The 23,505-nt window shown below is 47.5% G+C and carries 24 protein-coding genes; 12 read left to right on the forward strand and 12 right to left on the reverse strand.

Annotated features, from left to right (window positions below):
- Nucleotides 1–78: 78 nt before the first annotated feature.
- Complete coding sequence (locus J0L70_RS13280; protein ID WP_017287314.1) at nt 79–447, forward strand: single-stranded DNA-binding protein; 369 nt, start codon at nt 79–81, stop codon at nt 445–447.
- A 49-nt stretch (nt 448–496) separates the two neighbouring features.
- Here the strand turns inward: J0L70_RS13280 and J0L70_RS13285 are convergent, their stop codons facing one another.
- From J0L70_RS13285 to J0L70_RS13295, 3 genes are read right to left on the reverse strand one after another with little or no spacing between them, the layout of a single operon-like run.
- Nucleotides 497–985, reverse strand: coding sequence for a Spy/CpxP family protein refolding chaperone (locus J0L70_RS13285; RefSeq protein WP_268242033.1), 489 nt, complete (start codon nt 983–985; stop codon nt 497–499).
- 12 nt (nt 986–997) lie between these two features.
- Nucleotides 998–1,336, reverse strand: a complete 339-nt coding sequence (locus tag J0L70_RS13290) for a hypothetical protein (protein WP_268242034.1) — start codon at nt 1,334–1,336, stop codon at nt 998–1,000.
- Nucleotides 1,333–1,947, reverse strand: a complete 615-nt coding sequence (locus J0L70_RS13295; protein ID WP_225903959.1) for a sigma-70 family RNA polymerase sigma factor — start codon at nt 1,945–1,947, stop codon at nt 1,333–1,335. Before J0L70_RS13295 ends, J0L70_RS13290 begins: the two co-directional genes overlap by 4 nt.
- A 173-nt stretch (nt 1,948–2,120) precedes the next feature.
- On the opposite strand from J0L70_RS13295, the gene J0L70_RS13300 reads away from it, so the two are divergent.
- The 5 genes from J0L70_RS13300 to J0L70_RS13320 all read left to right on the forward strand — a co-directional run bounded on the left by J0L70_RS13300 (nt 2,121) and on the right by J0L70_RS13320 (nt 7,472).
- Nucleotides 2,121–2,672, forward strand: a complete 552-nt coding sequence (locus J0L70_RS13300; RefSeq protein ID WP_287454937.1) for a heme NO-binding domain-containing protein — start codon at nt 2,121–2,123, stop codon at nt 2,670–2,672.
- A gap of 6 nt (nt 2,673–2,678) precedes the next feature.
- Nucleotides 2,679–4,013 carry a sensor histidine kinase gene (locus tag J0L70_RS13305; protein WP_287454938.1) on the forward strand — a complete coding sequence of 445 codons (1,335 nt, stop codon included), beginning with the start codon at nt 2,679–2,681 and terminating at the stop codon, nt 4,011–4,013.
- 75 nt (nt 4,014–4,088) lie between these two features.
- A complete protein-coding gene (locus J0L70_RS13310) occupies nt 4,089–4,997 on the forward strand; it encodes an SDR family NAD(P)-dependent oxidoreductase (protein WP_287454940.1) in 909 nt (302 codons plus the stop codon).
- On the forward strand, nt 4,907–6,190 hold the full coding sequence (locus J0L70_RS13315) for a succinate--CoA ligase subunit beta (RefSeq protein WP_242044454.1): 1,284 nt from the start codon (nt 4,907–4,909) through the stop codon (nt 6,188–6,190). Before J0L70_RS13310 ends, J0L70_RS13315 begins: the two co-directional genes overlap by 91 nt.
- 373 nt (nt 6,191–6,563) lie before the next feature.
- Nucleotides 6,564–7,472, forward strand: a complete 909-nt coding sequence (locus J0L70_RS13320) for a succinate--CoA ligase subunit alpha (RefSeq protein WP_017287306.1) — start codon at nt 6,564–6,566, stop codon at nt 7,470–7,472.
- 24 nt (nt 7,473–7,496) lie between these two features.
- Here J0L70_RS13320 and J0L70_RS13325 read toward each other — a convergent pair whose 3' ends face one another.
- The 6 genes from J0L70_RS13325 to J0L70_RS13350 form a co-directional block, all read right to left on the reverse strand.
- Nucleotides 7,497–9,131: a mechanosensitive ion channel family protein gene (locus J0L70_RS13325; protein ID WP_051077786.1), complete on the reverse strand. Its 1,635-nt coding sequence runs from the start codon at nt 9,129–9,131 to the stop codon at nt 7,497–7,499.
- Between the two features lie 257 nt (nt 9,132–9,388).
- Nucleotides 9,389–10,750 carry a glucose-6-phosphate dehydrogenase assembly protein OpcA gene (gene opcA / locus J0L70_RS13330; RefSeq protein WP_017287304.1) on the reverse strand — a complete coding sequence of 454 codons (1,362 nt, stop codon included), beginning with the start codon at nt 10,748–10,750 and terminating at the stop codon, nt 9,389–9,391.
- 155 nt (nt 10,751–10,905) lie between these two features.
- On the reverse strand, nt 10,906–12,435 hold the full coding sequence (gene zwf / locus J0L70_RS13335) for a glucose-6-phosphate dehydrogenase (RefSeq protein WP_017287303.1): 1,530 nt from the start codon (nt 12,433–12,435) through the stop codon (nt 10,906–10,908).
- Between the two features lie 192 nt (nt 12,436–12,627).
- A complete protein-coding gene (gene tal / locus J0L70_RS13340) occupies nt 12,628–13,776 on the reverse strand; it encodes a transaldolase (protein ID WP_287454944.1) in 1,149 nt (382 codons plus the stop codon).
- An 11-nt stretch (nt 13,777–13,787) separates the two neighbouring features.
- Nucleotides 13,788–14,849 carry a class 1 fructose-bisphosphatase gene (fbp, locus tag J0L70_RS13345; RefSeq protein WP_017287301.1) on the reverse strand — a complete coding sequence of 354 codons (1,062 nt, stop codon included), beginning with the start codon at nt 14,847–14,849 and terminating at the stop codon, nt 13,788–13,790.
- A gap of 183 nt (nt 14,850–15,032) precedes the next feature.
- On the reverse strand, nt 15,033–15,665 hold the full coding sequence (locus tag J0L70_RS13350; RefSeq protein WP_287454946.1) for an HAD-IA family hydrolase: 633 nt from the start codon (nt 15,663–15,665) through the stop codon (nt 15,033–15,035).
- A 171-nt stretch (nt 15,666–15,836) separates the two neighbouring features.
- Between J0L70_RS13350 and J0L70_RS13355 the strand changes: the two genes are divergently transcribed.
- The 4 genes from J0L70_RS13355 (at nt 15,837) to J0L70_RS13370 (ending at nt 18,990) form a co-directional block, all read left to right on the forward strand.
- Nucleotides 15,837–16,070 carry a Nif11-like leader peptide family natural product precursor gene (locus J0L70_RS13355; RefSeq protein ID WP_017287299.1) on the forward strand — a complete coding sequence of 78 codons (234 nt, stop codon included), beginning with the start codon at nt 15,837–15,839 and terminating at the stop codon, nt 16,068–16,070.
- 162 nt (nt 16,071–16,232) lie between these two features.
- Nucleotides 16,233–17,528, forward strand: a complete 1,296-nt coding sequence (locus J0L70_RS13360; protein WP_287454948.1) for a D-alanyl-D-alanine carboxypeptidase — start codon at nt 16,233–16,235, stop codon at nt 17,526–17,528.
- A 209-nt stretch (nt 17,529–17,737) separates the two neighbouring features.
- Entirely contained in the window at nt 17,738–18,760 is a 1,023-nt protein-coding gene (locus tag J0L70_RS13365; protein WP_017287296.1) for a ParM/StbA family protein, read from the forward strand.
- A complete protein-coding gene (locus J0L70_RS13370; RefSeq protein WP_017287295.1) occupies nt 18,742–18,990 on the forward strand; it encodes a hypothetical protein in 249 nt (82 codons plus the stop codon). The genes J0L70_RS13365 and J0L70_RS13370 overlap by 19 nt, the downstream gene beginning before the upstream one ends.
- Before the next feature lie 122 nt (nt 18,991–19,112).
- On the opposite strand, the gene J0L70_RS13375 is transcribed toward J0L70_RS13370, so the two are convergent.
- Together J0L70_RS13375 and J0L70_RS13380 are read right to left on the reverse strand one after the other, a co-directional pair.
- Entirely contained in the window at nt 19,113–19,394 is a 282-nt protein-coding gene (locus J0L70_RS13375; RefSeq protein WP_287454950.1) for a (2Fe-2S) ferredoxin domain-containing protein, read from the reverse strand.
- Nucleotides 19,391–20,374 carry a cysteine synthase A gene (locus J0L70_RS13380; RefSeq protein ID WP_268242041.1) on the reverse strand — a complete coding sequence of 328 codons (984 nt, stop codon included), beginning with the start codon at nt 20,372–20,374 and terminating at the stop codon, nt 19,391–19,393. Before J0L70_RS13380 ends, J0L70_RS13375 begins: the two co-directional genes overlap by 4 nt.
- Before the next feature lie 123 nt (nt 20,375–20,497).
- Here J0L70_RS13380 and obgE point away from each other — a divergent pair, with 123 nt between their 5' ends.
- Nucleotides 20,498–21,565: a GTPase ObgE gene (gene obgE, locus J0L70_RS13385; protein WP_287454952.1), complete on the forward strand. Its 1,068-nt coding sequence runs from the start codon at nt 20,498–20,500 to the stop codon at nt 21,563–21,565.
- Between the two features lie 211 nt (nt 21,566–21,776).
- Here the strand turns inward: obgE and J0L70_RS13390 are convergent, their stop codons facing one another.
- A complete protein-coding gene (locus J0L70_RS13390; RefSeq protein ID WP_017287291.1) occupies nt 21,777–22,595 on the reverse strand; it encodes a serine/threonine protein kinase in 819 nt (272 codons plus the stop codon).
- A gap of 127 nt (nt 22,596–22,722) precedes the next feature.
- Here J0L70_RS13390 and J0L70_RS13395 point away from each other — a divergent pair, with 127 nt between their 5' ends.
- Nucleotides 22,723–23,460 (forward strand): phycocyanobilin:ferredoxin oxidoreductase, encoded by a 738-nt coding sequence (locus tag J0L70_RS13395; protein WP_017287290.1) that lies wholly within the window; start codon nt 22,723–22,725, stop codon nt 23,458–23,460.
- The last annotated feature ends 45 nt before the right edge of the window (nt 23,461–23,505 follow it).

Here is a 23,505-nt window from a genome sequence, read left to right on the forward strand (position 1 = left end):
GTTAGCACAAGTTAAGAGCAATGACCCAGAAAATCATTTAATATGGGAGGCAACTGCATTATTTAGTACAAAAGAACCATGAGCTTAAATGTTGTCACGCTGGTTGGGCGAGTCGGTGGAGATCCGGATGTCAAGTATTTTGAGTCAGGCAGCGTCAAGTGTCGGCTGACGCTGGCAGTGAATCGTCAGACACGCAATAGCGATCAGCCAGATTGGTTTAATTTAGAACTTTGGGGCAAGCAAGCAGATGTGGCTGCCAATTATGTTCGTAAAGGTAGCTTAATCGGGGTTAAGGGATCGCTGAAGCTCGATACTTGGACAGATAAAAATTCGGGTGCGGCGCGGTCGTCTCCTGTCATTCTAGTCGATCGGCTGCAATTACTCGGCTCGAAGCGTGACAATGAAGGCGGCGGTGGAGAGTCGGCAGGTTACGAGGAAGATTTTTAGAAAAGTAGGAGAGTGGGGAATTTATCATTCGCCATTCCCCATTCCCCCATCAAATCCCCGGCATTCTATCTCTAAACCGTTCTCGCATTTCTCCGCGCCGTTTCTCCATGTGTTCCGAAAATTTCTGACGTTGTTCTTGAGTCAGAACGCCGCGCATTTCTAACATGCTGTTGAATTGCGCTTCTGCGGCTTTTGCTCTGAGAGATTGAACCTGGCGAAATTTATCGCGAATCTCATCGTCTTTTGCCGAGCCAGCCATTAATTTGCGTAACTCTTGTTGAGCTTGACGGGCAGCCGTGCGATCGCTGTCTAATTGATCTCGATAGCGCGATCGAATCTGCTGGATCGATCGCATCTGATCAGCAGAGAGATTTAAGTCACGCATCAATCCAGGTCCTCGCTTGCCAGGACGTTCGTTGGGAGCCTGGGCGATCGTAGGTGAATTCTCATTTCCAAAATCGATCGCCCGCAAAACCGCCGCGCTTCCCACTAAAACAAGCACGGTTGAAGCTGCCACGATCGCGACACGACGAAACATAGATTTCAACTCCTATTCATTCAAATTTGGTTCAACCAAGGCGAGATAATCGGGCATATCGTTTATCGATGCTCCCTCCACCACACTGGACCAATTGCTGGTCATAAAGCTTTCTATCTCATCGGCATCAGCCACCGGATAAGGCGTTTGTCCAGGTCGCGTGATCACCGTTGCCAAAAGGCAGGCAGCAATTCCAGTCACTAGAAAAATCAGCGATCGCGATCGCGCAGTTCTGCGCGGCAGGGATTGAATAATCTGGTCTTCTAAGCCGAGGGCAGGAGGGGGAGGATTCGACCGATGACGTTGGAGAAACTGAGTCAGATCCTCGTCATCTTCAGGAAAAGGTTTCATAATTGGACTCCTTGACGATCGAGAAATTGACGCATCGCACCACGCGCATGAAACAATCGAGATTTAACTGTACCTACTGGAATTTGTAGAATGTCCGCAATTTCTTTTTGCTGCATTCCTTCTAAATCATGCATCACCAAGACCGTTCGATGGTCAAAACTTAAGTCTTGTAATCCTCGCCTAACAATATCTTCGTAATGTAATTGCATGAGATCCGGTGCATCCTGCTGCTTGGAAGCTTGTTGAGTCAAAACTTCTAAGCGCGATCGACCTTTTGCCGCAGATTGCCGATAGTCGGATGCAACATTCCAAACAATTCGATAGAGCCACGTCGAGAATTGCGAAGACTGCCGAAATTTAGGCAAGCCTTTCCAGACTCGCAGAAACACTTCTTGAACCAGATCATCAATGGCGTAGACATCACAAAGTTGGTAGAGCAATGCACGCACACGCGGATGATAGCGACGATACAGATGACGGAAGCTCTGAGTATCTCCCTCGATCGCAGCTAAAATCAGTTCGCGATCGCCCTGATCCGCAGAATTTGAGGAAGAATCATTTGCTTGCACCGGAAATGTAGAACCTATCCAAGAAATTGCTACCGCTAACACTGAAAGATGTGCCTTCAATTTATTGAGGATACTCTTTTGACTGCACTAAGTTCAAAAGAGTTCAATCGGTCAACCCCAACTTCACCGAACCGCAATCTCGCTCTGTTGGGTCGATTATTCTCCTGGGAATACTAGGCTCACTAATTTTCCATCCATCTAAGGAAAGATATTTTATGTATGGCTTAGTGAATAAGGCAATTCGCGACATGGTTTGCGCTCATTTTGGTGAGGCAACTTGGCACGAAATTCGACAAAAAGCTGATATTGAGATCGACGTTTTTCTGACGATGGAAGGATATCCTGATGACTTGACTCATCGGTTAGTGAAAGCAGCCAGCCAGGTCTTGGGACTCTCTTCTGCCGAAATCATGCAGGCATTTGGCGAATTTTGGGTGCAGTATACCGCAGAAGAAGGGTACGGAGAATTGATGGCAATGAGTGGAGAGAACTTACCCGAATTCTTGCAGAATCTCGATACCCTCCATGCACGAGTTGGCGTTGCCTTTCCCAAACTTCAGCCTCCTTCGTTTGAGTGCACTGAGACAGATGAAGCATCAATGACTTTGGAATACCACACGCATCGAGAAGGACTTGCCCCCATGGTTGTTGGATTGGTTAAGGGCTTAGGCAACCGATTTGAGACTGAGGTAGAAGTGACCCAGACACAAAGCAAAGCAGAAGGGGCTGACCATGATGAGTTTGTGATTCAATACCATCAAGACTAATCACCTATGACTTCACCTGAGTTGCCCCGTGAAGCTTGGAGCCTACCCCCGCATCTCTTTACGACCGCATTTCCCTTTCACTTTGTTTACGATCGCAGTTTAACGATCATTCAAACCGGGGAAGTGTTGCAACGTATGAGCCGAAAACCCTTGGTCGGCAGTTCCCTCCTCGATCACTTCAAAATCAGCCGTCCAAGAATACAACTCGAGTTTGAGGCAATTCAGAAACAGTCGCAGGCTCTATTTTTGCTGGAACTCCTGCATAGTGATCTACACATTCGAGGGCAAATGGTGTATGTCGAAGAACAAAATGTCATCTTCTTTCTCGGTTCCCCTCGGATCAATGACACCCAGCAATTAGCCCAATTGGGTTTGAAATTTAAGGATTTTGCGATTCACGATCCGATCATCGATTTTCTGTTTTTAATGCAAGCCAAAAATGCAGCACTCAACGAAGCCCGCCAGTTAACCCAAGATCTCTCTCAAACGATCCAGGAATTGCAGCAAACCCAAATGCAATTGGTGCAAAGTGAGAAGATGTCTAGCCTAGGACAATTAGTGGCAGGCGTTGCTCATGAAATTAATAATCCCGTCAACTTTATTCACGGGAATTTGCATTACGTTGAGAAGTATATGCAGGACTTATTGGATATGCTGCAAGCTTACGAGCGATCGTATCCGCATCCGGTCGCGACGATCGTCGATCTAAGCGAAGCGGTTGACCTTGAATTTCTCCGTGTGGATTTACCGAAAGTTTTAGCTTCGATGGATATCGGTACGATTCGGATTCAAGAAATTGTTAAATCCTTAAGGAATTTCTCCCGCTTGGATGAGGATGGCATGAAAATTGCCGATATCCACGAGGGAATCGATAGTACTCTGTTGATTCTGCAAAACCGCCTCAAGTCAAAAATAGACCGCCCAGAAATTAGAATCATTAAAAATTATGGCAATCTGCCCCCTCTGAAATGTTATCCGGGGCAATTGAACCAGGTTTTTATGAACTTGCTCATGAATGCGATCGATGCCCTGGATGAAGCTGCATCCCAATGCTCAAAACGAGAGTGTGAAGCCAATCCAGCCACCATTACGATCACTTCAGAGATGCAGTCTGAGCATTCTGTCTCGATTGTGATTGCAGATAATGGCACTGGCATTCCAGCTTCAATTCAAGCAAAGCTGTTTGACCCGTTTTTTACAACAAAGCCTGTAGGGCAAGGAACGGGACTGGGACTCTCTATTAGCTATCAGGTGATTACAGAGCGACATAAAGGCACGATCCAATGCATTTCAGAACTCGGACAAGGGACTCAATTTTGTATCACTCTGCCGATCTCATAAGCCGCGCAATAACTGATCCGCTACAATTTATCGACTTAGCATAGGATTGAGAAGGAGAAATCATTCTTTTTGCTTATGTCTGCGTCGCCTCAAGTTGTTCTGATCACGGGTGCATCTGCGGGAATTGGAGCCGCACTTGCTCAAGCCCTCGCCGATCGCATTCCCAACATTCGATTAATTTTAGCGGCGCGGAATTTAGCCAAGCTTGATCTTGTTGCCGATCGTGCTCGAAAAAAAGGAGCCGAAGTGCTCACCGTTGCAACAGATATGGCTGAGCCGGATCAAGTGAAAGCGTTGGCAAACACCGCGATCGAGAAATTTGGCAGAGTTGATGTGTTAGTCAATAATGCGGGGTATGGGCAAATGGGACCGATCGAACTGATGCCGATCGAGGCAGCTCAGCGCCAGTTCCAAGTCAATGTGATTGGCGCGATCGCATTAATTCAAGCCCTGATTCCGGTGATGCGAGATCAAGGGGGCGGCAAAATTATTAATGTCAGTTCGCTTGGAGGACGGATTGCATTTCCATTTTGTGGAATGTACAGTGCTTCTAAATTCGCTCTAGAATCGCTCAGTGATAGTTTGCGGCGAGAATTAGAACCGTTTAATATTCGAGTTAGTGTGATTGAACCCGGTCCCGTCAGTACAGAATTCTTTGATGTGGTGGAGCGGGAAGTGAATATCACGATGCCGGACGGGAAAGATACGCCATATCGCGCAGCTTTTGAGAATCTAGATAACCTAGATAAACTCACAAAAAGCCAGGCTTGGAGTTCTGACAAAGTTGCAGCGGTCATCGTTAAAGCTATCATGGCAGAATATCCTCAACCCCGATATGTAGCAGCGACGGCGGGTGGATTCCTGTTGTTTATGATGACTAAGGTGTTACCGACATGGATCGTCGATCTCTTTTGGCAGAAGTTTTACGGCATCGATCGAGTCGCCAAAGAGTGGAAAAATCGTCAACGTCAGCCCTCCCTGTAATGAATTTACTCGAATATCAAGCCAAAGAGCTATTTCGCGAAGTTGGAATTCCAGTGCTTCCAGCCCAGCGAATTGAGCGTCCAACTGATTTGAAAGCACTGAAAATTCCTTACCCCGTTGTATTGAAATCCCAGGTATACGTGGGAGAACGGGGACGAGTCGGCGGAATTCGTTTTGTCAGTAATACGATCGATGCCATTGCTGCCGCTCATTCGATTTTCAATTTATCGATCGTCGGCGAATACCCCAAAGTTCTCTTGGCTGAAGCGAAATACGATGCTCAGCAAGAATTTTATCTGGCGGTTGTGTTAAATCGCTCGATTCGTCGCCCTGTCTTACTGGGATCGAAGAAAGGCGGGATCGATGTTCAGACCTCGATCGACGAGATGCAGCATGTGGTCGTCGATCAAGAATTTTCCTCATTCTATGCGCGTCGATTAACGATCAAAATGGGACTGAGTGGCGATTTGATCAACTTGGTCAGTGATGTGGTGGAGCGAATGTATCGCCTGTTCATTGATAAAGATCTCGATTTAGTCGAAATCAATCCCTTGGGCGTGAATGCCGCAGGCGAAGTCATGGCACTCGACGGAAAAGTCAGCGTGAATGATGCGGCCCTAGGACGGCATCCAGCGCTTGCTGCTTTGGATAACCGACCCCAAAAATTTGTGCTCGATCGCTTACCGGATTCGCTGACCACGATCGATGCCGATGGACAGATTGCCATTCTTTGCAATGGGGCAGCGTTGACCATGGCAACGATGGATTTAGTCAGTCAAGCGGGTGGCAAGCTCCTGCACTATCTCAACATTGGCAGCGAAACCCATCACGATTGGCAACCTGAAACGCTCTGTGACCGGGTTGACCAAGGCTTGAAAATGCTGTCGCAGAACAAGCAAGTCAAAGTCATTTTAGTGAACCTCGTCGGTGGAACGGTTCCGAGCGATCGTATTGCTTCAACGATCTCAAAATTTCTCCAGCGTCCGCCTGCGCCTCCGATCGCGATTGGGGCACATAAAGATAATCTCCGGATTAGCCGAGGCGTGCCAGTTCCTAAGCTGGTGATTCGGCTGTTAGGCACCAACATGAATGAAGCAAAAGAAATCCTAGCAAGCACTCCTGCCCTGGTTCTAGACGATCTCGATAGCGCGATCGAGCAACTGATTGCTTTCACAAAGCGGCGCGAAGGTTAAGACGGTATTAACCTTGTCTTAACCAAAATATAATTCGAGTGTTTTTACGGATTTTTTGCTTGACCAAATCGTTTCTTTTTTGGAGTTTGGCAAATCTAGGCAACTGTGCCTTAACTCACACAACTATAATTCTAGGGATGACTTGATCCTGGGAATAGCGTTATCATAACGGGATCTACGAGAATGCTTCGAGCAGATTGCAATTCCGTAGTGATATTAGAAATACGAATACTTGTGTCATAGAATGCTGAACCTAAACGGATTGTATCGCCAAAGTCAACCGTCTATAGTTCTAGCGAAAAGCTCATTTTGAACAGTTTCGCGCGCCATTCAGCGGAATGATTTTTAGTCTACCAGCGATCATCTATTTCTTATGATATTTACGCCAGCCAGCAAAGTGATTGTGCAAGGCATTCTGGAACCATTGGGAGAAATTTATACTCCTTTGATGCAGAAGTACGGAACTCAGATTGTCGCAGGGGTTAGCCCTGGCAAAGGAGGTCGTTCGCTGGCTGGAATTCCGGTATTTGACATGCTGGAGCAAGCGATCCCGAAACTGGGATCGATCGATACAACGGTAATTTTTTCGCCCCCCTATGCTGCCTTAGACGCTGCCTTAGAAGCGATCGCAGTTGGAATTCGTCAGATTATTCTGATTAGCCAAGGGATTCCTCCTTTAGATATGGTACATCTGATCCGTAAGGCTGAGGCAACCGATACGCTCATTGTGGGACCTAATAGTCCGGGTGTGATTGTTCCAGGGCAAATGCTCCTCGGGATTCATCCTCCAGACTTTTATCGACCTGGGTCAGTCGGACTGGTGAGTCGAAATGGAACCCTAACGTATGAGGTAGCTTGGGTGTTGTCACAAGCGGGCTTAGGGCAATCGATCGCGGTGAGTATTGGCGGCGATACGATTATGGGTTCGACGTTTCCGCAGTGGTTGCAGATTTTGGATGAAGATCCTCAGACCGATGTGATTGTACTGGTTGGGGAAATTGGCGGAGATTGTGAGGAAGTGGCAGCGCACTATATTGCAGAAGCGATCGATAAGCCTGTCGTTGCGTATGTTGCGGGTCGGAGTGCACCTCGCAATCGCCGGATGGGACATGCTGGCGCGATTATTGATTCGCAGGCAGCAGATCTAGGACCAGATTTAGGCACGGCTGAAAGTAAGGTGGCGGCATTTAAGCGGGCAGGGATTCCAGTGGCGGAAAGACCTTCAGAAATTCCTGAGTTGGTCAACCGGATTCTGAAAACCTCTGTGAAAAAAGCAATCTAAAGCCCCAACTTCGCAGACCCATTTCTATTGCTTTTCTGGGTTGGATCGATTCGGGGAGTCAAATGGATCATCTTGGAATGCTTCTCGAACCGAGAATACCTGTTGGGGAATTCCGATCGAAATCCCTGCTGCGTCCAAAGCTTGTTTGACTCGCCGCCGGAATTCTCGCCCGACCACGGCTGGTTGCAAAGGTTGGGTTTTAATCCAAGTTCGTAAGGTAATCCCTGCATTGCTAAAATCCTCAACGCCTAACACTTGCGGGGCTTCGAGAATTTTGGTGTGCCAATCGGGATCTGCGCTGAGATCTCTGCCAACTTTTTCGATCAGCTGAATTGCGCGATCGACATCTGCATCGTATGAAATGACAATCGACAAATCGACTCTTGACCAATCTTTCGAGAGATTTTCGACGATCGCGATCGAACTATTGGGAATCGTGATTAATCGTCCATCTGCACTACGAATCTGAGTAATTCTGAGACTAATAAATTCGACTAATCCACTGACATCATCGACTTGAATAATATCGCCTACTGCATATTGATCTTCAAATAAAATAAGAAATCCATTGATCATATCTTTGATCAAATTCTGAGACGCTAAAGAGATACCAATCCCAATAATTCCTGCACCCGCGAGCAATGGCAGAATTTGAATTCCGATAATCGATAGAATAATCACAATGCCAATGCTAATCCACATTAAGCTGAGGATACCTTTTGCAACGCCCGAAAACGTTGAAACTCTCAGTGCCACCCGTTGAGAGGCATCTGGCGTTGATTCAGAAATATCAAGTGCTCCGAAAATGCGATCGACGATCAGATCACTCAATCGAATCACCAGATAAGTCGCAACAATAATTCCAAGTACCTTTAACGGTGTTGAAAGGACGAGCGGTTGGAGGGGACGCGAATCTGGAAAGAGTCCCAAAATGAAATAGATGCCAGCCATCCAGATTCCGATCTGCATCAGTTGCAGCGATCGCCGTTGCATATCTTGCAAGGTTCGCTCCCGCCTACTTTTCATCTGTTGTTTGACAGTGAGTTGAGTGCGCGGACTCGCTGTTTCTGGTGTGTTCGGCAGAATGTCAGCCGGGGAGGGCGTTTCGTCTTCAAGCAGCCTTTGTCGCTTGCGCAAATATTTTTGCAAGCGGGAAACGAGCCAACTGAGTGCAAACATGCCACCCAGAGTCGCGATCGCTTTTCCCGTTTGTTGCGTGATCACTTCAGGCTGTCGTTCCCGTTCTGCTTCGAGTAAAGCGGTGCGAATGATCCGAGTGAGTTCTTCTGCATAAGGAGTCGGTTCTTGTCCCTGAAGTTGGGCATCCAATGTTGTCACGGTCATCAAATACCGTTGATTGATGGAAATGATCGGCAGGTTGCTATTTGCGTCTAGTGTGGAATTAACTTGAAGGTCAGGGGCGTTCCGTTGATTTGCGAATCGTTGCAATGTGGCTTCAATACTTTGACGACGAACTGCGATCGCGCTTCTTTGGTTCGGTTGATTCGGCTGAGCCGTCGCAGGCAGCGCGATCGTGAAGAGTTCCCGTCCGTCAAGTTGAATCCCGGTCGTGACAATATCGGTGCTATTGATTTGGGGAAGGGCAATTTTAGGAGTTGGCAGAATTGGGGTTTGTGCCAAAGTCGTTGGACTGAGCACTAGGATTAGGCTCAGAGCAAAACCGAAAAGAAAGCCGAAACGACGCAACCTTAAGCCTCCTATTTTTTAAATACAGCATTGGATTGACAGAGTTTGATCCCCTGACTAGATCCAGTTGAAATTTAGTCTCGATCGACCAAGATAACCAAACTGAGTGCGCGATCGATTCTCCACCGCGATAGAACTTCTGACAAAAAAAGATCTCCGAAAACTCGAAGATCAGGCATTCGTTGACGACTTTGGTGACAACTGAACGGTTACAACTGAATGATTTTTGCAGTCACAGCCATACTTTCCTCGTACAGCACATCCTGCCCGACCCGCTGAAGCTGTTCACTCAACAACGTTTCAGCCTTCTGATCATTCAGTGGGGTCACTTGATTGATCCGGCACGCCTGGGCGCCCCCTCCTGCTTCCATTCGCATACATCCAGTCGTCTGAGAACACAACACTGTGCAGCAATCCGCGCGCAAATTCGTCGAAGACAGTTTCAAGCTCACCATATCGCCTTTCACTTCTCCCACGTCTGCGGTCGGAATCCCCGCAAGTTCCGCCTCAATTTTGCGCCCGTTCGCCGCCATAAAGAAGACGCGCTGCAAATCATAAATGTCATTTTCTTTTTCGCGCGAGACCGGCTCCCACTCCAAACGACTGGCTAACCAACCGAGATACATCAATGCTTGTGCAGAATTGCCCTTTTCGTAATCAATGACAACTTGATCGACTTCCCAAATTGCATCCCGCCGCTCCGGAGCATCAAATGCTTCTGCTGCAAGTTCCTGCCAAGCAGCTAACCGTCGCCAATTGAGGTCAGTGACAAACACACCCTCTTCACGTAAGTTCGCAAGCTTTAAGAGTTCTGCTTCAGCATCCGCAGCAAACCGACTGGAATCAAAAATAATCTGATTGGAAAGCTTCGACAACCGTTGAAAGAGCGGTTGATCAAGATGCGGTGCGCCCTTCCACCAAACAATCCGGGGCAATTCGCTAATCAGTAAAGAAGTTGCTAAGTCACTGGCTCGATTCAAAGCGGCTTCTGTTCCTTTCAACGAAACATACTCACAACAGACGAGAGCCGCCTGATTGGCTTTATTGATTGGACAGTAAGCCGAAACCTGAGCCGAAACGCCTTCATCTTCTCCCGCAAAAGGAAACAGCGAAATAATTCGACAAGGATTTTGGCTCGCAACGACATCGGCAATTCCAGAGCCTGCTGCATCTGATACATAGCGAGGGGCTTCTGAGTTCTGAGTCGGAATTTCTCCCTTTCGCTTGGCTAGGTCCTCGCGCAGCTTCGCTAACAGTTCAGGACTGGAATATCCGTTCACTTCCAGCCCATAAGCTGCCTGTGCAACTCGAATGGCAGCTTCGGTTCTCGGACCGTCAATCCCGTCCACGGGACCAGTATAAAAGCCCATCATCGCCAACAATCGCTGGGTTTCTTCTGGTTCATAAACGACTAAGGTAAACGTTGTAGCCCGGGTGGCAACCATACCTGAATTATCACCACCAACTTCTCGATACCCTTGCCAAATTTGATTTAGCTCTTGTTCGATCTCATTGAGCGAGACATCCTTAGGAGCTTGGAGTGAAACGAGTGGAGCAGATTTAGGAGCCATAACACTGCGGAGTTTTAGAGTTTGGAGTTTGGAGTTTGGAGTTTGGAGGCTGAGTCAAGCGATCAGCTATCCAACCTCAGGCAAGCTTCTGAAGAATCTGGAGTTTAGAGTCTGGGCAGTTCGATCGCTCATCCAATCTCTAACCTCCAATTTCTCTAGAGTCTTCGCCAACGACGACCATCACGGTTAATCAACTGCTCAGCTTCAGAAGGTTCCCAGGTTCCAGCTTCATACTGAGGCATCAGGCTCGGATCAGTGCGGGCTTCCCAAGCGGTTAGAGCAGGGGTGACAACGCGCCACGCGGCTTCTACTTCGTCAGAACGAGTGAACAGCGTTTGATCGCCCATCATGCAGTCGAGCAGTAAGCGATCGTAGGCTTCTCCTCCGGTTACGCCGAACGAAGACCCATAACTGAAGTCCATTTCTACCGATCGCGTTCTCAGATCCGCTCCCGGCATTTTGACTTCAAACCGCATGCCAATTCCTTCATTCGGTTGCAGCCGCATAACGAGAACATTCGCATTTGCCTGCTTTGCTGCCGACTGAAAGATCAAATAGGGGACATCCCGGAACTGAATGGCGATTTCGCTGACTTTCTTCGGCAGGCGTTTTCCAGTGCGGAGATAGAAAGGAACCCCTTGCCATCGCCAGTTATCGACCATAAATTTCATCGCCACATAGGTCGGAACGAGCGAATTCGGATCGACTCCCGGTTCTTCTCGATATCCTGGCACCTGCTTGCCTTTCATCCAGCCTGAAGAATACTGTCCCCGCACAGCGGAGTGTTCTAAGCGAGCCACATCCGCGAGGTGAGTCGCTTGAATCACTTTCACTTTCTCAGTCCGAATGCTATCGGCATCGAGTGAGTTCGGTGGCTCCATTGCTGTCAGACAAAATAGCTGCATCAAGTGATTCTGCACCATGTCTCGCAGAGCGCCAGAAGATTCGTAATAACCCGCTCGATCTTCAACGCCCACAGTTTCAGCAACGGTAATTTGAACGTGATCGATAAATTGACGATTCCACAACGGCTCAAAGATCGCATTGCCAAATCTGAAGACTAATAAGTTTTGAACCGTTTCTTTGCCGAGATAGTGATCGATCCGATAAACCTGATGTTCTTGACAGACTTCATTCACCACGCGGTTGAGCGCTTGCGCCGAACTGAGATCCCGCCCAAAAGGTTTTTCAATTACGAGGCGCGTTTTCTGCGCGTCTTTGAGCATTCCAGCTTTGCCGAGTTGCTGAATGGCTTCCGGGAAGAATTTCGGTGCAACCGAGAGGTAAAAGACTCGATTGCCTCTTGTGCCTCGAATTTTGTCGATTTCTTCTAGGCGTTGTTTGAGTTTTTGATAGCTGTCTGGGTTATCAATGTCACCGGGACAGTAGAACAGTCCTTGCGCGAAGTCTTGCCAGAGCGCATCGGAGCCAACGCCATCGGAGAATTCTTCAACGCCTTCTCGCATTTGTTCGCGGAAGTAATCATCGCTCCATTCCCGACGGGCGACACCAACGATCGTTAATTCTGGAGGGAGTCTCCGCTCTCGCTTGAGGTGATAGAGAGCCGGAACAAGTTTGCGTTTCGTCAAATCGCCGGAGGCACCGAAGAACACAATGATGTTCGGTTCGGGCATTCGTTGCTGTTGAAGTCCAACGCGCAGAGGATTCTGTAAGAGAGTAACCATATTGGGAGGGGAAATCAGGGGAGTGAATTTCGGAGTGCAGAGCTAATGAAGAGAGTAGCTGAGAGCCTGTTAGTTGAAGTCGCGACGAACAGATAAGAACACTTACAGTTATGGAGATGGGATAGACCATCTGTGCGGTTTTGTCTGTCCGCCGCGATTTCTATGGATTGGGGGCGTTATCCAAGACTAAGCTTAGACCGCAGCTAGTCGATCGACCTTTTCTTGCAGCGAAGCCATCAACGCTTCAAACGGCTGCACAAACTTTGCAATGCCGTCTTCTAGCAATTCCGTCATCACTCCTGCAAGATTGATATTGATATCGGGATCGTTCAAGCTTTCAATCAAGTTGTAAGCTTCTTCAACGCCAGTATCAATACGAGAAGCCACGTCACAATGATCTGCACAGGCTTCGATCGTGGCTGGCGGCAACGTATTTACGGTATCCGGACCAACCAGTTCATCGACGTACATCACATCGCTGTACTCTGGATTCTTCGTTCCGGTACTTGCCCAGAGCAGGCGTTGAACATTCGCACCTTTTTCTTTCAGAGCGAGCCAACGGGGATCATTAATGATCGTCTTGTACTCTTGGTAAGCAATTTTGGCATTCGCGATCGCAATTTTTCCCTTCACAGCACGTAGCTTCGCTTCTTGTTCAGCAGTATCTACACCTTTTGCTAATTTTTCGTCGATTTGAGCATCGATACTACTATCAATCCGGCTTAAGAAGAAACTAGCAACTGAAGCAATTTTGCTGATGTCTTCGCCTTTTTCAACGCGTTTTTCTAAGCCTCGAATGTATGCCCAAGCCGTGTTGACATAGCTTTGAACCGAGAACAATAGCGTCACGTTGACATTGATCCCATCTGCAATCACCGCTTCCACCGCAGGCAATCCGGCTGACGTACCAGGAATCTTGATCATCACATTGGGACGACCAATTTCTTTGTAGTATCGACGCGCTTCTTGAATCGTCTTCTCGGTATCGTTGGCAATATTGGGCGGAACTTCGATACTCACATAGCCATCCAAACCGCCGGACTCTTCATACACAGGCAGAAAGATGTCACAGGCATTGCGAATGTCATCAAAAATCAGCGACTCATAGAGTTCGAGCAACGGCTTACCCGCACGAATCCCTGCTTCGATATCCGCATCGTAAATTTTGTTTCCTTTAATCGCTTTCTCGAAAATCGCTGGATTCGAGGTTAGTCCGCGTAATCCACGCTCTTCAATCATGCGCTTAAGTTCGCCGGATTGAATCAGATCGCGCGCCAAGTTATCCATCCAGATACTTTGACCGTAATCTTTGATTTCGAGAATGTGGTTTACCGTTACCATGGGGTCTGCTCCTATTTGTACGAACCTAAAATTGTCTTTTCTCGGATGCGCTCTTGAACAAAGGATTCAACCAGCGCAACATCTTCGGTGCTTCCAATAATCAATGGAACCCTGTCGTGTAACTTATCAGGAACAACATCTAGAATTTCCTGGGTTCCAGTGCTTGCCCGCCCACCTGCTTGTTCTGCCAAAAATGCCAACGGCGAAGCTTCGTAAAGCAATCGCAGCTTGCCTTCTGGCTTTTTGACTGTACCGGGATAAAGGAATACACCACCTTGATACAAAATGCGGTGAAAATCACCAATCAACGCGCCGCCATAGCGTGCGGTATAGCCTTCATGCCGATGCACGTAGCGAATAAAATCCCGGTAGGACTCTTCCCACTGCCAGAAATTCCCTTCATTGACGCTGTAGATTGCGCCATGTTCAGGAATTCGGATATTTTCATCCGCTAAGATAAACTCTCCCAAACTTGGGTCAAGCACGAAGGAATGCACCCCTTTGCCGATCGAATAAACCAGCATCGTGCTCGGGCCGTACAGAATGTAGCCTGCGGCGATCTGTTTGCGACCGTGACTTAACAAATCCTGTGCTGTTCCGTCTGCGTCGTCTCCTTCTTGCTGTCGAATCGCAAAAATAGAGCCAACATTGATATTGATATCGACATTCGAGGAGCCATCGATCGGGTCATATAGCAACGTATATCGACCCAAAGGGCAGTTCTCTGGAATGTAATAGGGTTCGTCCATCTCTTCTGAAGCCAGGCGACAGACTAGCCCACTCTGCTTAAACACAGAGATAAAGACCTCATTGGCATAGAGATCCATTTTCTTGACAGACTCGCCTTGAATATTTGTACTGCCCGTAAATCCTAAAACGCCTTCCATCAACCCGGCGCGACTGAGGCGACGAGCGATGAGTTTTCCAGCAAGCGCAATTCGCGACATGATCGCACTCAAATCCTGAGCATCGGCTGAAAAACTTTGCAGTTGTTCCAGAACATGACGAGAGAGAGTAGTGCAGTCTCGATCGAGGGTCAAATCGCGATCGAGCAGAGGTTGAGCATCGACCATTCCAGTTTCCTCCCTGAGATCAGGGTTTTTATTTCACACGTCTCTAAATTAGTAAAGGCGACTGTGCGGATACTTCTATCTTAAGAAGGCATTCTCGAAACGGGGCGTTCTTTAAGATGAGCTAAAGAATGTCAATCCATTTAAGTAAGCAATGATACGGAGACAAAGCTGAATGCCTCAGAATTAGAATCTGTCAACGATTAAAGGAACTAATTCTTGAGGAGACTGAATCAAAAAATCAGGATGATTCGCTTGTAAAATCTCAGTAGAATTCAATCCCCAAGTTGCCGCGATCGCGCACACTCCACTTTTTCTTGCCGCTTCGATATCACGGGTTTCATCCCCCACGTAATAGACCTGAGACGGATGGAATTGATGCTGGCGCAAAATCTTAAGAATCAGGCGACTTTTGCCAAACAAAGCATAGCTTGCCGAAACAAAATCGAATGTCGAAGTTAATTCTTGGATTCTGAGAAATTCCTGAATATTTCTAACTGAATTTGTCGAAACAATTCCTAATAAATGTCCATGCTCTTTCAAATGTAAAAGCGTTTCTCTCATTTCTGGGAAAAGCTGTAAAGAGGAAATTTCTCGATTGAGTTCTTGCGTAAAACGTCGAATCAAAAATGGGAGTTTCCAAACCGGAATTCGGGATCGGCGTAGGGCTTCTCGCGATCCGAGTTGCTTGAGTTCTTCTAAGGTTTCTTCATCAAACGGCGGAAAGCGAAACTCAGCCGCTAATCGATTCGTGATCGCAATTCCAACTTCGACACTATCGACGATCGTGCCATCAAAATCGAACAAGATAACTTTCACAGGTGAAGGTATGAAACGATAAAGCCAACAGCAAGATTAATACTTATTTACAGGGTAATCAACTTTGATATCAATTTAATCCTACTTTTCTCAGGTTCCTCTATTCTGAGAGTTAGAGATCTTAGCGCTACGTTCCAGTCTCTTCACACTTCAATCTGAGAGGAATTTCATATGTCGCAACTTCATGCTGCTGAGTTCTTCAAATCGGTTCGCAATGATCAGGCATTGAAAACCCGATTGCAGGCAACAAGCGATCCGCAGACGTTTGTGAAAATTGCTAGCGATCGAGGCTATCAGTTTACAGAAACTGAGCTAGAGAATGCATTGGAACAATTCCCGGAATCCGAATTGGCTGCGATTTTTAATCCTGGTGTTGGGGGGCGGCAACGGTTAATTCCACGATAGCCTCTAGAGTGAGTGAATCATCGGGGGTTGGATAAATCCCCGATTTTTGCTGTCACACCATTCCAAAATTGTTGAAAGATTGCGTTAAGCTTGATTCCGACTATTTTGGCAAAATGTTCCATGCGCTACTCTTCTTTCGTGTGCTTCGTTAGTTTGCTGCTTGTGACGAGTTGCACAGCTCCGAAAACCGCAGATTCTCCGACTGCATCTCCAAATCCGACACCGGAAGAAGCCCGCCGTACGCTGACATTTCCGCCTGCTCCCCCGACTGCACCTTTATCAGTTTCTCCAACTTCTCCAGTCGATCCCAACACTAGCGCGATCGTTCAAAAGTATTTGAGCCAGATCTCTGCTCAAGGCTATCCGCAAACGGTTCAAGGCATCTGGATGCAATCCGGCAATACGTTATTAGCGCAGAATCAAGGAACTATCCCTCTGTCTGCTGCCTCTTTAACGAAAGTTGCCACCTCTCTTGCAGCCCTTCAGACTTTCGGAATTGATCATCGGTTTGAGACGGTCATTGGAACCAATGGCACGATCAAAGACGGCGTTCTCAATGGCGATCTGATTCTTCAAGGCAATGGTAATCCTCTCTTTGTCTGGGAAGAAGCGATCGCAGTTGCCAATGCGCTTTCACAACTCGGCATCAAAAAAGTCACAGGCAATCTGATTGTGTCGGGTCGCTTCTTTATGAACTTCAATCCAGAATTAAACACATCCGGTGAGTTGTTTAAGCAAGCTCTGAATGCGAATACTTGGACAGGTGAAGTTGCCGAACAATATGCCACCTTACCCGCTGGAACTCCAAAACCGCAAATTGCGATCGCGGGCAATGTGAAAGTTGCGACCAATCCCTCAATCGCTCAAACCTTAATTCGACATCGTTCTCTACCTTTGCCGGAACTGCTGAAAAAGATGAATCGCTATAGCAACAATGCGATGGCAGAGATGGTCGCACTTGCGGTTGGTGGAGCAAAAGTGGTTGCTTTGAAGTCTGCACAGGCAGCAGGTGTCCCTCAACAAGAAGTGATTCTCGTCAACGGTTCAGGACTCTCTCCAGAAAATCGGATTTCGCCGCGTGCAGTATGTGCGATGTTTCTCGCGATCGAGCAATATCTCAAACCGAGTCAAATGACCGTGGGAGATATTTTTGCGATCGTGGGTGAGGATGCTGGAATTTTGGATCAGCGAAAGCTGCCCAAAGGATTAGTTACAAAATCCGGAAGTTTGAATGAAGTTAGTGCGCTCGCAGGAGCATTGCCGACGAGCCAGAAAGGAGTGGTTTGGTTTGTCGTGATGAATGGCGGAGGCGCAAACTTAGAAGGGTTCCGGGCAGGGCAAGAGTCGCTAGTGAATACTTTTGCAAATCAGTGGGGAGCAGTTTCAGCAGTTCCCGCCCAATTGGCAGCAAATCGCGATCGCGCAAGTTTGAAATCCTTGATTGAAAAAGCAAACTGATGGGAACGTGTAACGCAACGTTTTGAAATCGATGCTTGATTGAAAAATTGAACTGATTGAAACCCTAGCTTGAACGCATATCAAGCTAGGGTTTCAACTTTGATCTGAAAAAACTTTCCGTCCCCAGGTTGACACAGAGATTCAAACTGACTATAGTACCTAAGTACTAAAAACATTTGTATTACCCAAATCTCGTTGAGGAAAACGCCATGAACGGATTAGGTACACGCAGCAGACCTCCCAAAGAGACCATTGGAGTTTCACATCGCACGATCGCTCTAGATGCTGGAAACTATGATCTCAAGTTTTGGAACGGTGCAGGACATCCAAGAGCGATTCGCTCTGTGAGGTTTCAACTCCCTCAAGGACGCGATCCCGTTCGTTTCTCGGATCACTCTCCCTTGATCGAGTTACCCGATGGAACGCGATATCATTTTGGCACACAAGCGTATAAGTATCGCCGCCAGCAACAAACTGTTGTAGAAAACAAGGTCGATTTGTCGCGGTTGCATCTGTATGCTTGCCTAGAACCGGAACGCGATGAACAACTGAGCCAGTTTCCACTGCATGTCTATGCGTCTACTCCTGATCCAAACCGCAATGCAGCAGAGATCAAAGCTCAATTGATGGGAGTGCATGAATTCAAGCGCAATGGAATTCCATTTAAAGTTACAGTTGAACACGTTGAAGTAGAACGAGAAGGAATCGGATCATATCGCTATGCGCAACAGTTAGGACTCATTCCTGACAATGGCTATACGATTGTCGTAGACATCGGTGGCGGAACCTGGTTAACACGGCTCGTCGATGCAGAAGGCGATGTGATCGATGAAAACGTGATGGATCGCGGCGGATCCTATGAGCTAGCAACGTCGATTAGCTTCGATCGCCGATTGATTGATGGCTTGGGTACAACCGTTGATCCGGCGATCGTCATGGATGGCTTCAAGTCCGGGCATGTCTATGCCGACACAGGACTCTCTTGGTCATTGTGGTTAGAAGAGTATTTAGATCCCTGGTTTAAGGGAATTTTCCAAACGATTAAGGCACAGTACACCCCTTATATGCCGCGCGTGACTCGATTTTTAGTCACAGGTGGCAGTTCTCATTTGATTGCAGAACGGCTTGCAGGACGAAAATTGTTTGCGGTGATGCCTGATCCGCAGTTCGCAAATGTTCGTGGATTGTTTCCGATCGCAGAAGGATGGCAGCTATGTATGACAACAAAGTAAGACTGAGCAAAGATGTGATTGAAAAAGCAGAATTGATTGCAGAAGAATGGGGATTGAAAAATTCTCGCGCTGCGATCGAGGCTGTATTTCGCAAGTATGCAGATGATTATCTATACGGACGATTGCAAGGTACAACGATGATTCATGCACCCCAACCGATCGTCGATCGAGATAGTCAGGCAGTTGCATGTGATGCGATCGACGAATTGGATGATTTGTTGGGATTGTAAGTTCGATTGTTGTAGATCGATTCTTAATTTGTCCAAAGCGTAGAGTCAAGCCTAAATGACGAAAAGAATCGGTCTACTCCTCTGTGCTTCTAGCCAGGCCTGCGGATGAGCATTAATCCTGATCAAATTTGCGTGGGGTGAAATTTGCGATAAAGCATAGCTCGGATCGGTTCGCCTCGAATTAAATGTCGATCGACGATCGCTCCCACTTCTTCCGGTCGAACGCGATCGTACCAAATCTGATCGGGTAAAACGAGCACCATCACGCCATTGCCACACTGACCGAGACAGCTAGAAGGCTCGATGTTCACCCCAACAGGCGCAAGCGATTGAAAGACTTGAAGAATTTTCGCTGCGCCCTGTTTTCGGCAAGACTGATGCTGACAAATTCGCACCGTTATCATGACTCAGAATCGGGTAGAAGTCCTTTGGTTGCTAACCACTCCCGATTGAACAACTTAGATTGATATCGACTGCCCCCATCGCAGAGAATCGTCACGATCGTATGTCCTGGTCCCATCTGTTTTGCAAGTGCGACTGCCGCCCCAACATTGATCCCCACAGACCCACCGAGGAATAAACCATCTTTTTCGAGCAGTTGATACAGCACTCGCAGCGCTTCTCGATCGTCGATTTGAATTGCATCATCCGCAGGCGCACCCTGCATATTGGCAGTCACGCGACTATTGCCAATCCCTTCTGTGACTGAGCTGCCTTCAGAAACCGTCTCACCCGTTTTGACATAGCTATAGAGCGCACTTCCCATTGGGTCAGCCAGCACACATTTAATTTGAGGATTCTTTTCTTTGAGATAGAGCGCTACCCCGGCATAAGTTCCACCCGTTCCGGTCGCAGTCGTCCAGACATCAACTTTTCCATCTGTCTGTGCCCAGATCTCAGCCGCAGTGGTTTCATAATGAGCGCGACGATTTGCCAGGTTATCAAACTGATTCGCCCAGACCGCATTCTCCATTTCTGACGCAATTCTGCCAGACAGGCGCACATAGTTATTCGGATCTTTATAAGGCACAGCGGGAACCGTTCGGACTTCTGCGCCCAAGGTTCGCAATAAATCGATTTTCTCCTGAGATTGCGTCTCTGGAATAATGATCAAACACTTATAGCCTTTCGCGTTGCAAATATGGGCAAGTCCAATCCCTGTATTGCCTGCGGTTCCTTCAACAACCGTTCCGCCAGGCTTTAGAAGTCCTTGTCTTTCCGCATCTTCAATAATGTAGAGTGCAGCGCGATCTTTCACAGAGCCGCCTGGATTGAGGAATTCCGCTTTTCCTAGAATTTCACAGCCTGTTTCATCACTGAAGCTATTGAGCCGAATTAAGGGAGTGTTGCCGATCGTATCTACGAATCCGTGTTTGATATCCATGCCAGTTTTTGCGCGATGTGTTCCCTATTGCCATTTTGACGGATTATAGAATCGTTTGGTGCGCAGGAGTTGCAATCAAATTGATATAATCAAGCCTCACTCACATTCAGACGCAACCCACCCATGCAGTTTATTGATCAAGCAGAAATTCAAGTTCAGGCAGGCGATGGCGGCGATGGAATGGTGTCTTTTCGTCGTGAGAAGTACGTCCCGGCTGGAGGCCCAAACGGCGGCAACGGCGGACGCGGTGGCTCGATCGTGTTACAAGCCGATGAGAATTTACAAACGCTTTTAGACTTTCGCTATATGCGATTGTTCAAAGCCGATAACGGGCAAAAAGGCGGAACGAGTAATTGCACTGGCGCTTCAGGACGCGATCGCATTATTGAAGTTCCGTGCGGCACGATGATTTATGACCTTGAAACCGAGGAACTGATCGGGGATCTAACCACGCATGGTCAAACGCTGAAAGTTGCCGAAGGCGGAAAAGGTGGACTCGGAAATCATTGTTTTCTCAGTAATCGCAACCGTGCGCCAGAGAATGCGTTTCCAGGACAACCCGGAGAACTGCGATCGCTACGACTCGAACTCAAACTTTTAGCAGAAGTTGGCATTATCGGCTTACCCAATGCAGGTAAATCGACGTTGATCTCAGCGCTCTCTGCTGCACGTCCCAAAATTGCAAATTATCCTTTCACAACGCTCGTTCCAAACTTAGGCGTGGTTCGTAAACCCAGTGGGGATGGAACTGTTTTTGCCGATATTCCAGGGCTGATCGAAGGGGCACATATGGGAATCGGATTAGGGCATGATTTTCTGCGCCATGTGGAGCGGACTCGATTGCTGTTGCATCTCGTCGATGTGACTGCAGAAGATCCCATCGCAGATTATCAAACGATTCAAGGTGAATTAGATGCCTATGGTCGCGGATTAAGCGATCGACTACAAATTCTTGCAATTAACAAATTAGACGCGGTTGATCCAGAGAGTGAAGAAGTTCAAGCGATCGCGTCTCAACTTGAACAACTCAGCGGCACATCGGTTTATCGAATCTCAGCGGTAGCGCATATGGGATTAGATTCCTTGATGCAACGAGTTTGGCAAGAGCTAGATGAATTGAAGTCCCAAGAAGAAGAGGAATTGCAAGCATTGGAACAACTCCAATCCACTCCATCTCTCGTCGAGAGTTAATTTCAAACCTCCAAGGCGAATGGAAAACCTTGGAGTGTTCACCTGAAATAGGCAAGCTGCGTTGAGCGGAGCCGCAATGACCAAAATTTTCAGCTTAACGGGTTGAGCATCGGGGAGATAGAAGAACCGAGAAAAATCTGAAATTATAGTTGCCGCTCCCTATTTCACCCCTCCCTATCTCACCACTCTGCAAAACTAACGTCGTAAACTCCTACAACGCGACCGCATTCCTGACCTGACCTGCATCCAACGCTTGCAATGCCACTATTGCCGACTGAAGCCGTCGTTCCAGTGTAGTTTCCGTCATCCATTGCAACCAATCGACAAAGACTGGGCTGACATCAACCACCGCTTCCAAATCAAAGCGACTACCTTTACGCGGAAGCTGTGAGGGTTGAAGTCCTGTCAGGGCTGTCATAATCGTCAAACCCAAACTATATAGATCAGAAGCCGTTACCGATCGACCTGTATATTGCTCTGGCGGTGTGAAGTCGTGTGTATTCACCAAAGTGAATGCTGAAGTCCCGTCTTGCCGATTCAAAATCGTTTTCACCGAGCCAAAATCGACAAGGTGCACTCGGCGATCGCCGAGTAAAATGTTGCTCGGTTTGATATCCCGATGCACGATCGAGGGATTACGACCTTGCAGATAGATCAAGATATAGAGCACTGACTTCGCAATCTGTCTGGCTTCTGCTTCAGTAAAGGTGCGACCTCGTTTGAGACAATCTGCCAAAGATTTACCGGCTACGTAAGTTTGAACGAGTGCCAGTGCTCGACCTCCAGGGAGGCGATGTTGGAAGTAGCCCAAATACTTTGGAATACAAGGATGAGAAAGAGACTTTAAAGTTTCGACTTCTCGATCGAACAGTTTCAGGTCATCCGGACGCAAGTCTTCATCCGAACACAATAATTTCACCACAACCCGTTCTTTGGCATGGAGATCGTGTGCAAGTAACGTCCAGCGTCCTGCATGTTTCCCTAATTCTCGTTCAACTTGATAACGATCGCCCAGGATTTGCCCTGCCATAATTTCACCGAATTCTAGAGCCGTTATAGCTTTGATAATTTACCAACCGCAAGCTGATATCCTTATATAGCTAGGAATTTGAGCAAAAGTTCATCGCTCTGCCCCTATCCTTTATCTCTGATTTAATATGTCTTCAATTTCAAATCCTTCGCTGCGTCAACAGCAACATCCCTTAATCCGAAATTTAGCGGATGCGATCGAGCAAATTTGGCATGAGCATTTAGACCTTTCGCCTTATCACCTCCCTGAAGATTTGGGGTATGTAGAGGGACGCATGGAAGGGGAGAAATTGGTGATTGAAAATAAGTGTTTTCAGACTCCTCAATTTCGGAAGTTGCATTTAGAGCTAGCGAAATTGGGTTCTTCGCTCGATATCTTGCACTGTGTCATGTTTCCTCGCCCAGAGTATGTGCTGCCAATGTTTGGTGCGGATTTAGTCGGTGGAAAGACCGGGCAGGTGAGTTTGGCGATCGCGGATCTCTCGGCATTGAGTCACGATCGCCAGTTGCCACTTGAATATCAGACCGAGTTGAAAGCAGTTCCCGAAACGAAATTTGTGCAACGTCGGGCAGTTCCAGAGTGGGGGGATATTTTCTCGGATTTTTGTTTATTGGTGCGTCCGGGCAGTGCGGAAGAGGAGAATGCGTTTCTCGATCAGGTGAAGGCATATTTGAAGATTCATTGTCAAAGAGCGATCGCGACTGCGCCCACTCCGGAGCGAAAGGCAGAAATTTTGGCAGGTCAGCACTATTACTGTTCTCAGCAGCAAAAGAATGACAAGACTCGGCGAGTTTTGGAGAAGGCATTCGGGGAAGCTTGGGCAGATCGCTACATTACGACAGTTTTGTTTGATTTGCCTGAGTGATGTCACGAGCGAACGGGAATCTTAAGCAGAGATTTTCGTTGCGGT

This window comes from Leptolyngbya sp. UWPOB_LEPTO1 (assembly GCF_017302695.1).
GTDB classification, from domain to species: Bacteria; Cyanobacteriota; Cyanobacteriia; order Leptolyngbyales; family Leptolyngbyaceae; genus Leptolyngbya; species Leptolyngbya boryana.

Coding starts and splice junctions, on each gene's coding strand:
- J0L70_RS13280 (WP_017287314.1), top strand. CDS start 79: ATGAGCTTAAATGTTGTCACGCTGGTTGGGCGAGTCGGTGGAGATCCG.
- J0L70_RS13285 (WP_268242033.1), bottom strand. CDS start 985: ATGTTTCGTCGTGTCGCGATCGTGGCAGCTTCAACCGTGCTTGTTTTA.
- J0L70_RS13290 (WP_268242034.1), bottom strand. CDS start 1,336: ATGAAACCTTTTCCTGAAGATGACGAGGATCTGACTCAGTTTCTCCAA.
- J0L70_RS13300 (WP_287454937.1), top strand. CDS start 2,121: ATGTATGGCTTAGTGAATAAGGCAATTCGCGACATGGTTTGCGCTCAT.
- J0L70_RS13305 (WP_287454938.1), top strand. CDS start 2,679: ATGACTTCACCTGAGTTGCCCCGTGAAGCTTGGAGCCTACCCCCGCAT.
- J0L70_RS13310 (WP_287454940.1), top strand. CDS start 4,089: ATGTCTGCGTCGCCTCAAGTTGTTCTGATCACGGGTGCATCTGCGGGA.
- J0L70_RS13315 (WP_242044454.1), top strand. CDS start 4,907: ATGGATCGTCGATCTCTTTTGGCAGAAGTTTTACGGCATCGATCGAGT.
- J0L70_RS13320 (WP_017287306.1), top strand. CDS start 6,564: ATGATATTTACGCCAGCCAGCAAAGTGATTGTGCAAGGCATTCTGGAA.
- opcA (WP_017287304.1), bottom strand. CDS start 10,750: ATGGCTCCTAAATCTGCTCCACTCGTTTCACTCCAAGCTCCTAAGGAT.
- zwf (WP_017287303.1), bottom strand. CDS start 12,435: ATGGTTACTCTCTTACAGAATCCTCTGCGCGTTGGACTTCAACAGCAA.
- tal (WP_287454944.1), bottom strand. CDS start 13,776: ATGGTAACGGTAAACCACATTCTCGAAATCAAAGATTACGGTCAAAGT.
- fbp (WP_017287301.1), bottom strand. CDS start 14,849: ATGGTCGATGCTCAACCTCTGCTCGATCGCGATTTGACCCTCGATCGA.
- J0L70_RS13355 (WP_017287299.1), top strand. CDS start 15,837: ATGTCGCAACTTCATGCTGCTGAGTTCTTCAAATCGGTTCGCAATGAT.
- J0L70_RS13365 (WP_017287296.1), top strand. CDS start 17,738: ATGAACGGATTAGGTACACGCAGCAGACCTCCCAAAGAGACCATTGGA.
- J0L70_RS13370 (WP_017287295.1), top strand. CDS start 18,742: ATGTATGACAACAAAGTAAGACTGAGCAAAGATGTGATTGAAAAAGCA.
- J0L70_RS13375 (WP_287454950.1), bottom strand. CDS start 19,394: ATGATAACGGTGCGAATTTGTCAGCATCAGTCTTGCCGAAAACAGGGC.
- J0L70_RS13380 (WP_268242041.1), bottom strand. CDS start 20,374: ATGGATATCAAACACGGATTCGTAGATACGATCGGCAACACTCCCTTA.
- obgE (WP_287454952.1), top strand. CDS start 20,498: ATGCAGTTTATTGATCAAGCAGAAATTCAAGTTCAGGCAGGCGATGGC.
- J0L70_RS13390 (WP_017287291.1), bottom strand. CDS start 22,595: ATGGCAGGGCAAATCCTGGGCGATCGTTATCAAGTTGAACGAGAATTA.
- J0L70_RS13395 (WP_017287290.1), top strand. CDS start 22,723: ATGTCTTCAATTTCAAATCCTTCGCTGCGTCAACAGCAACATCCCTTA.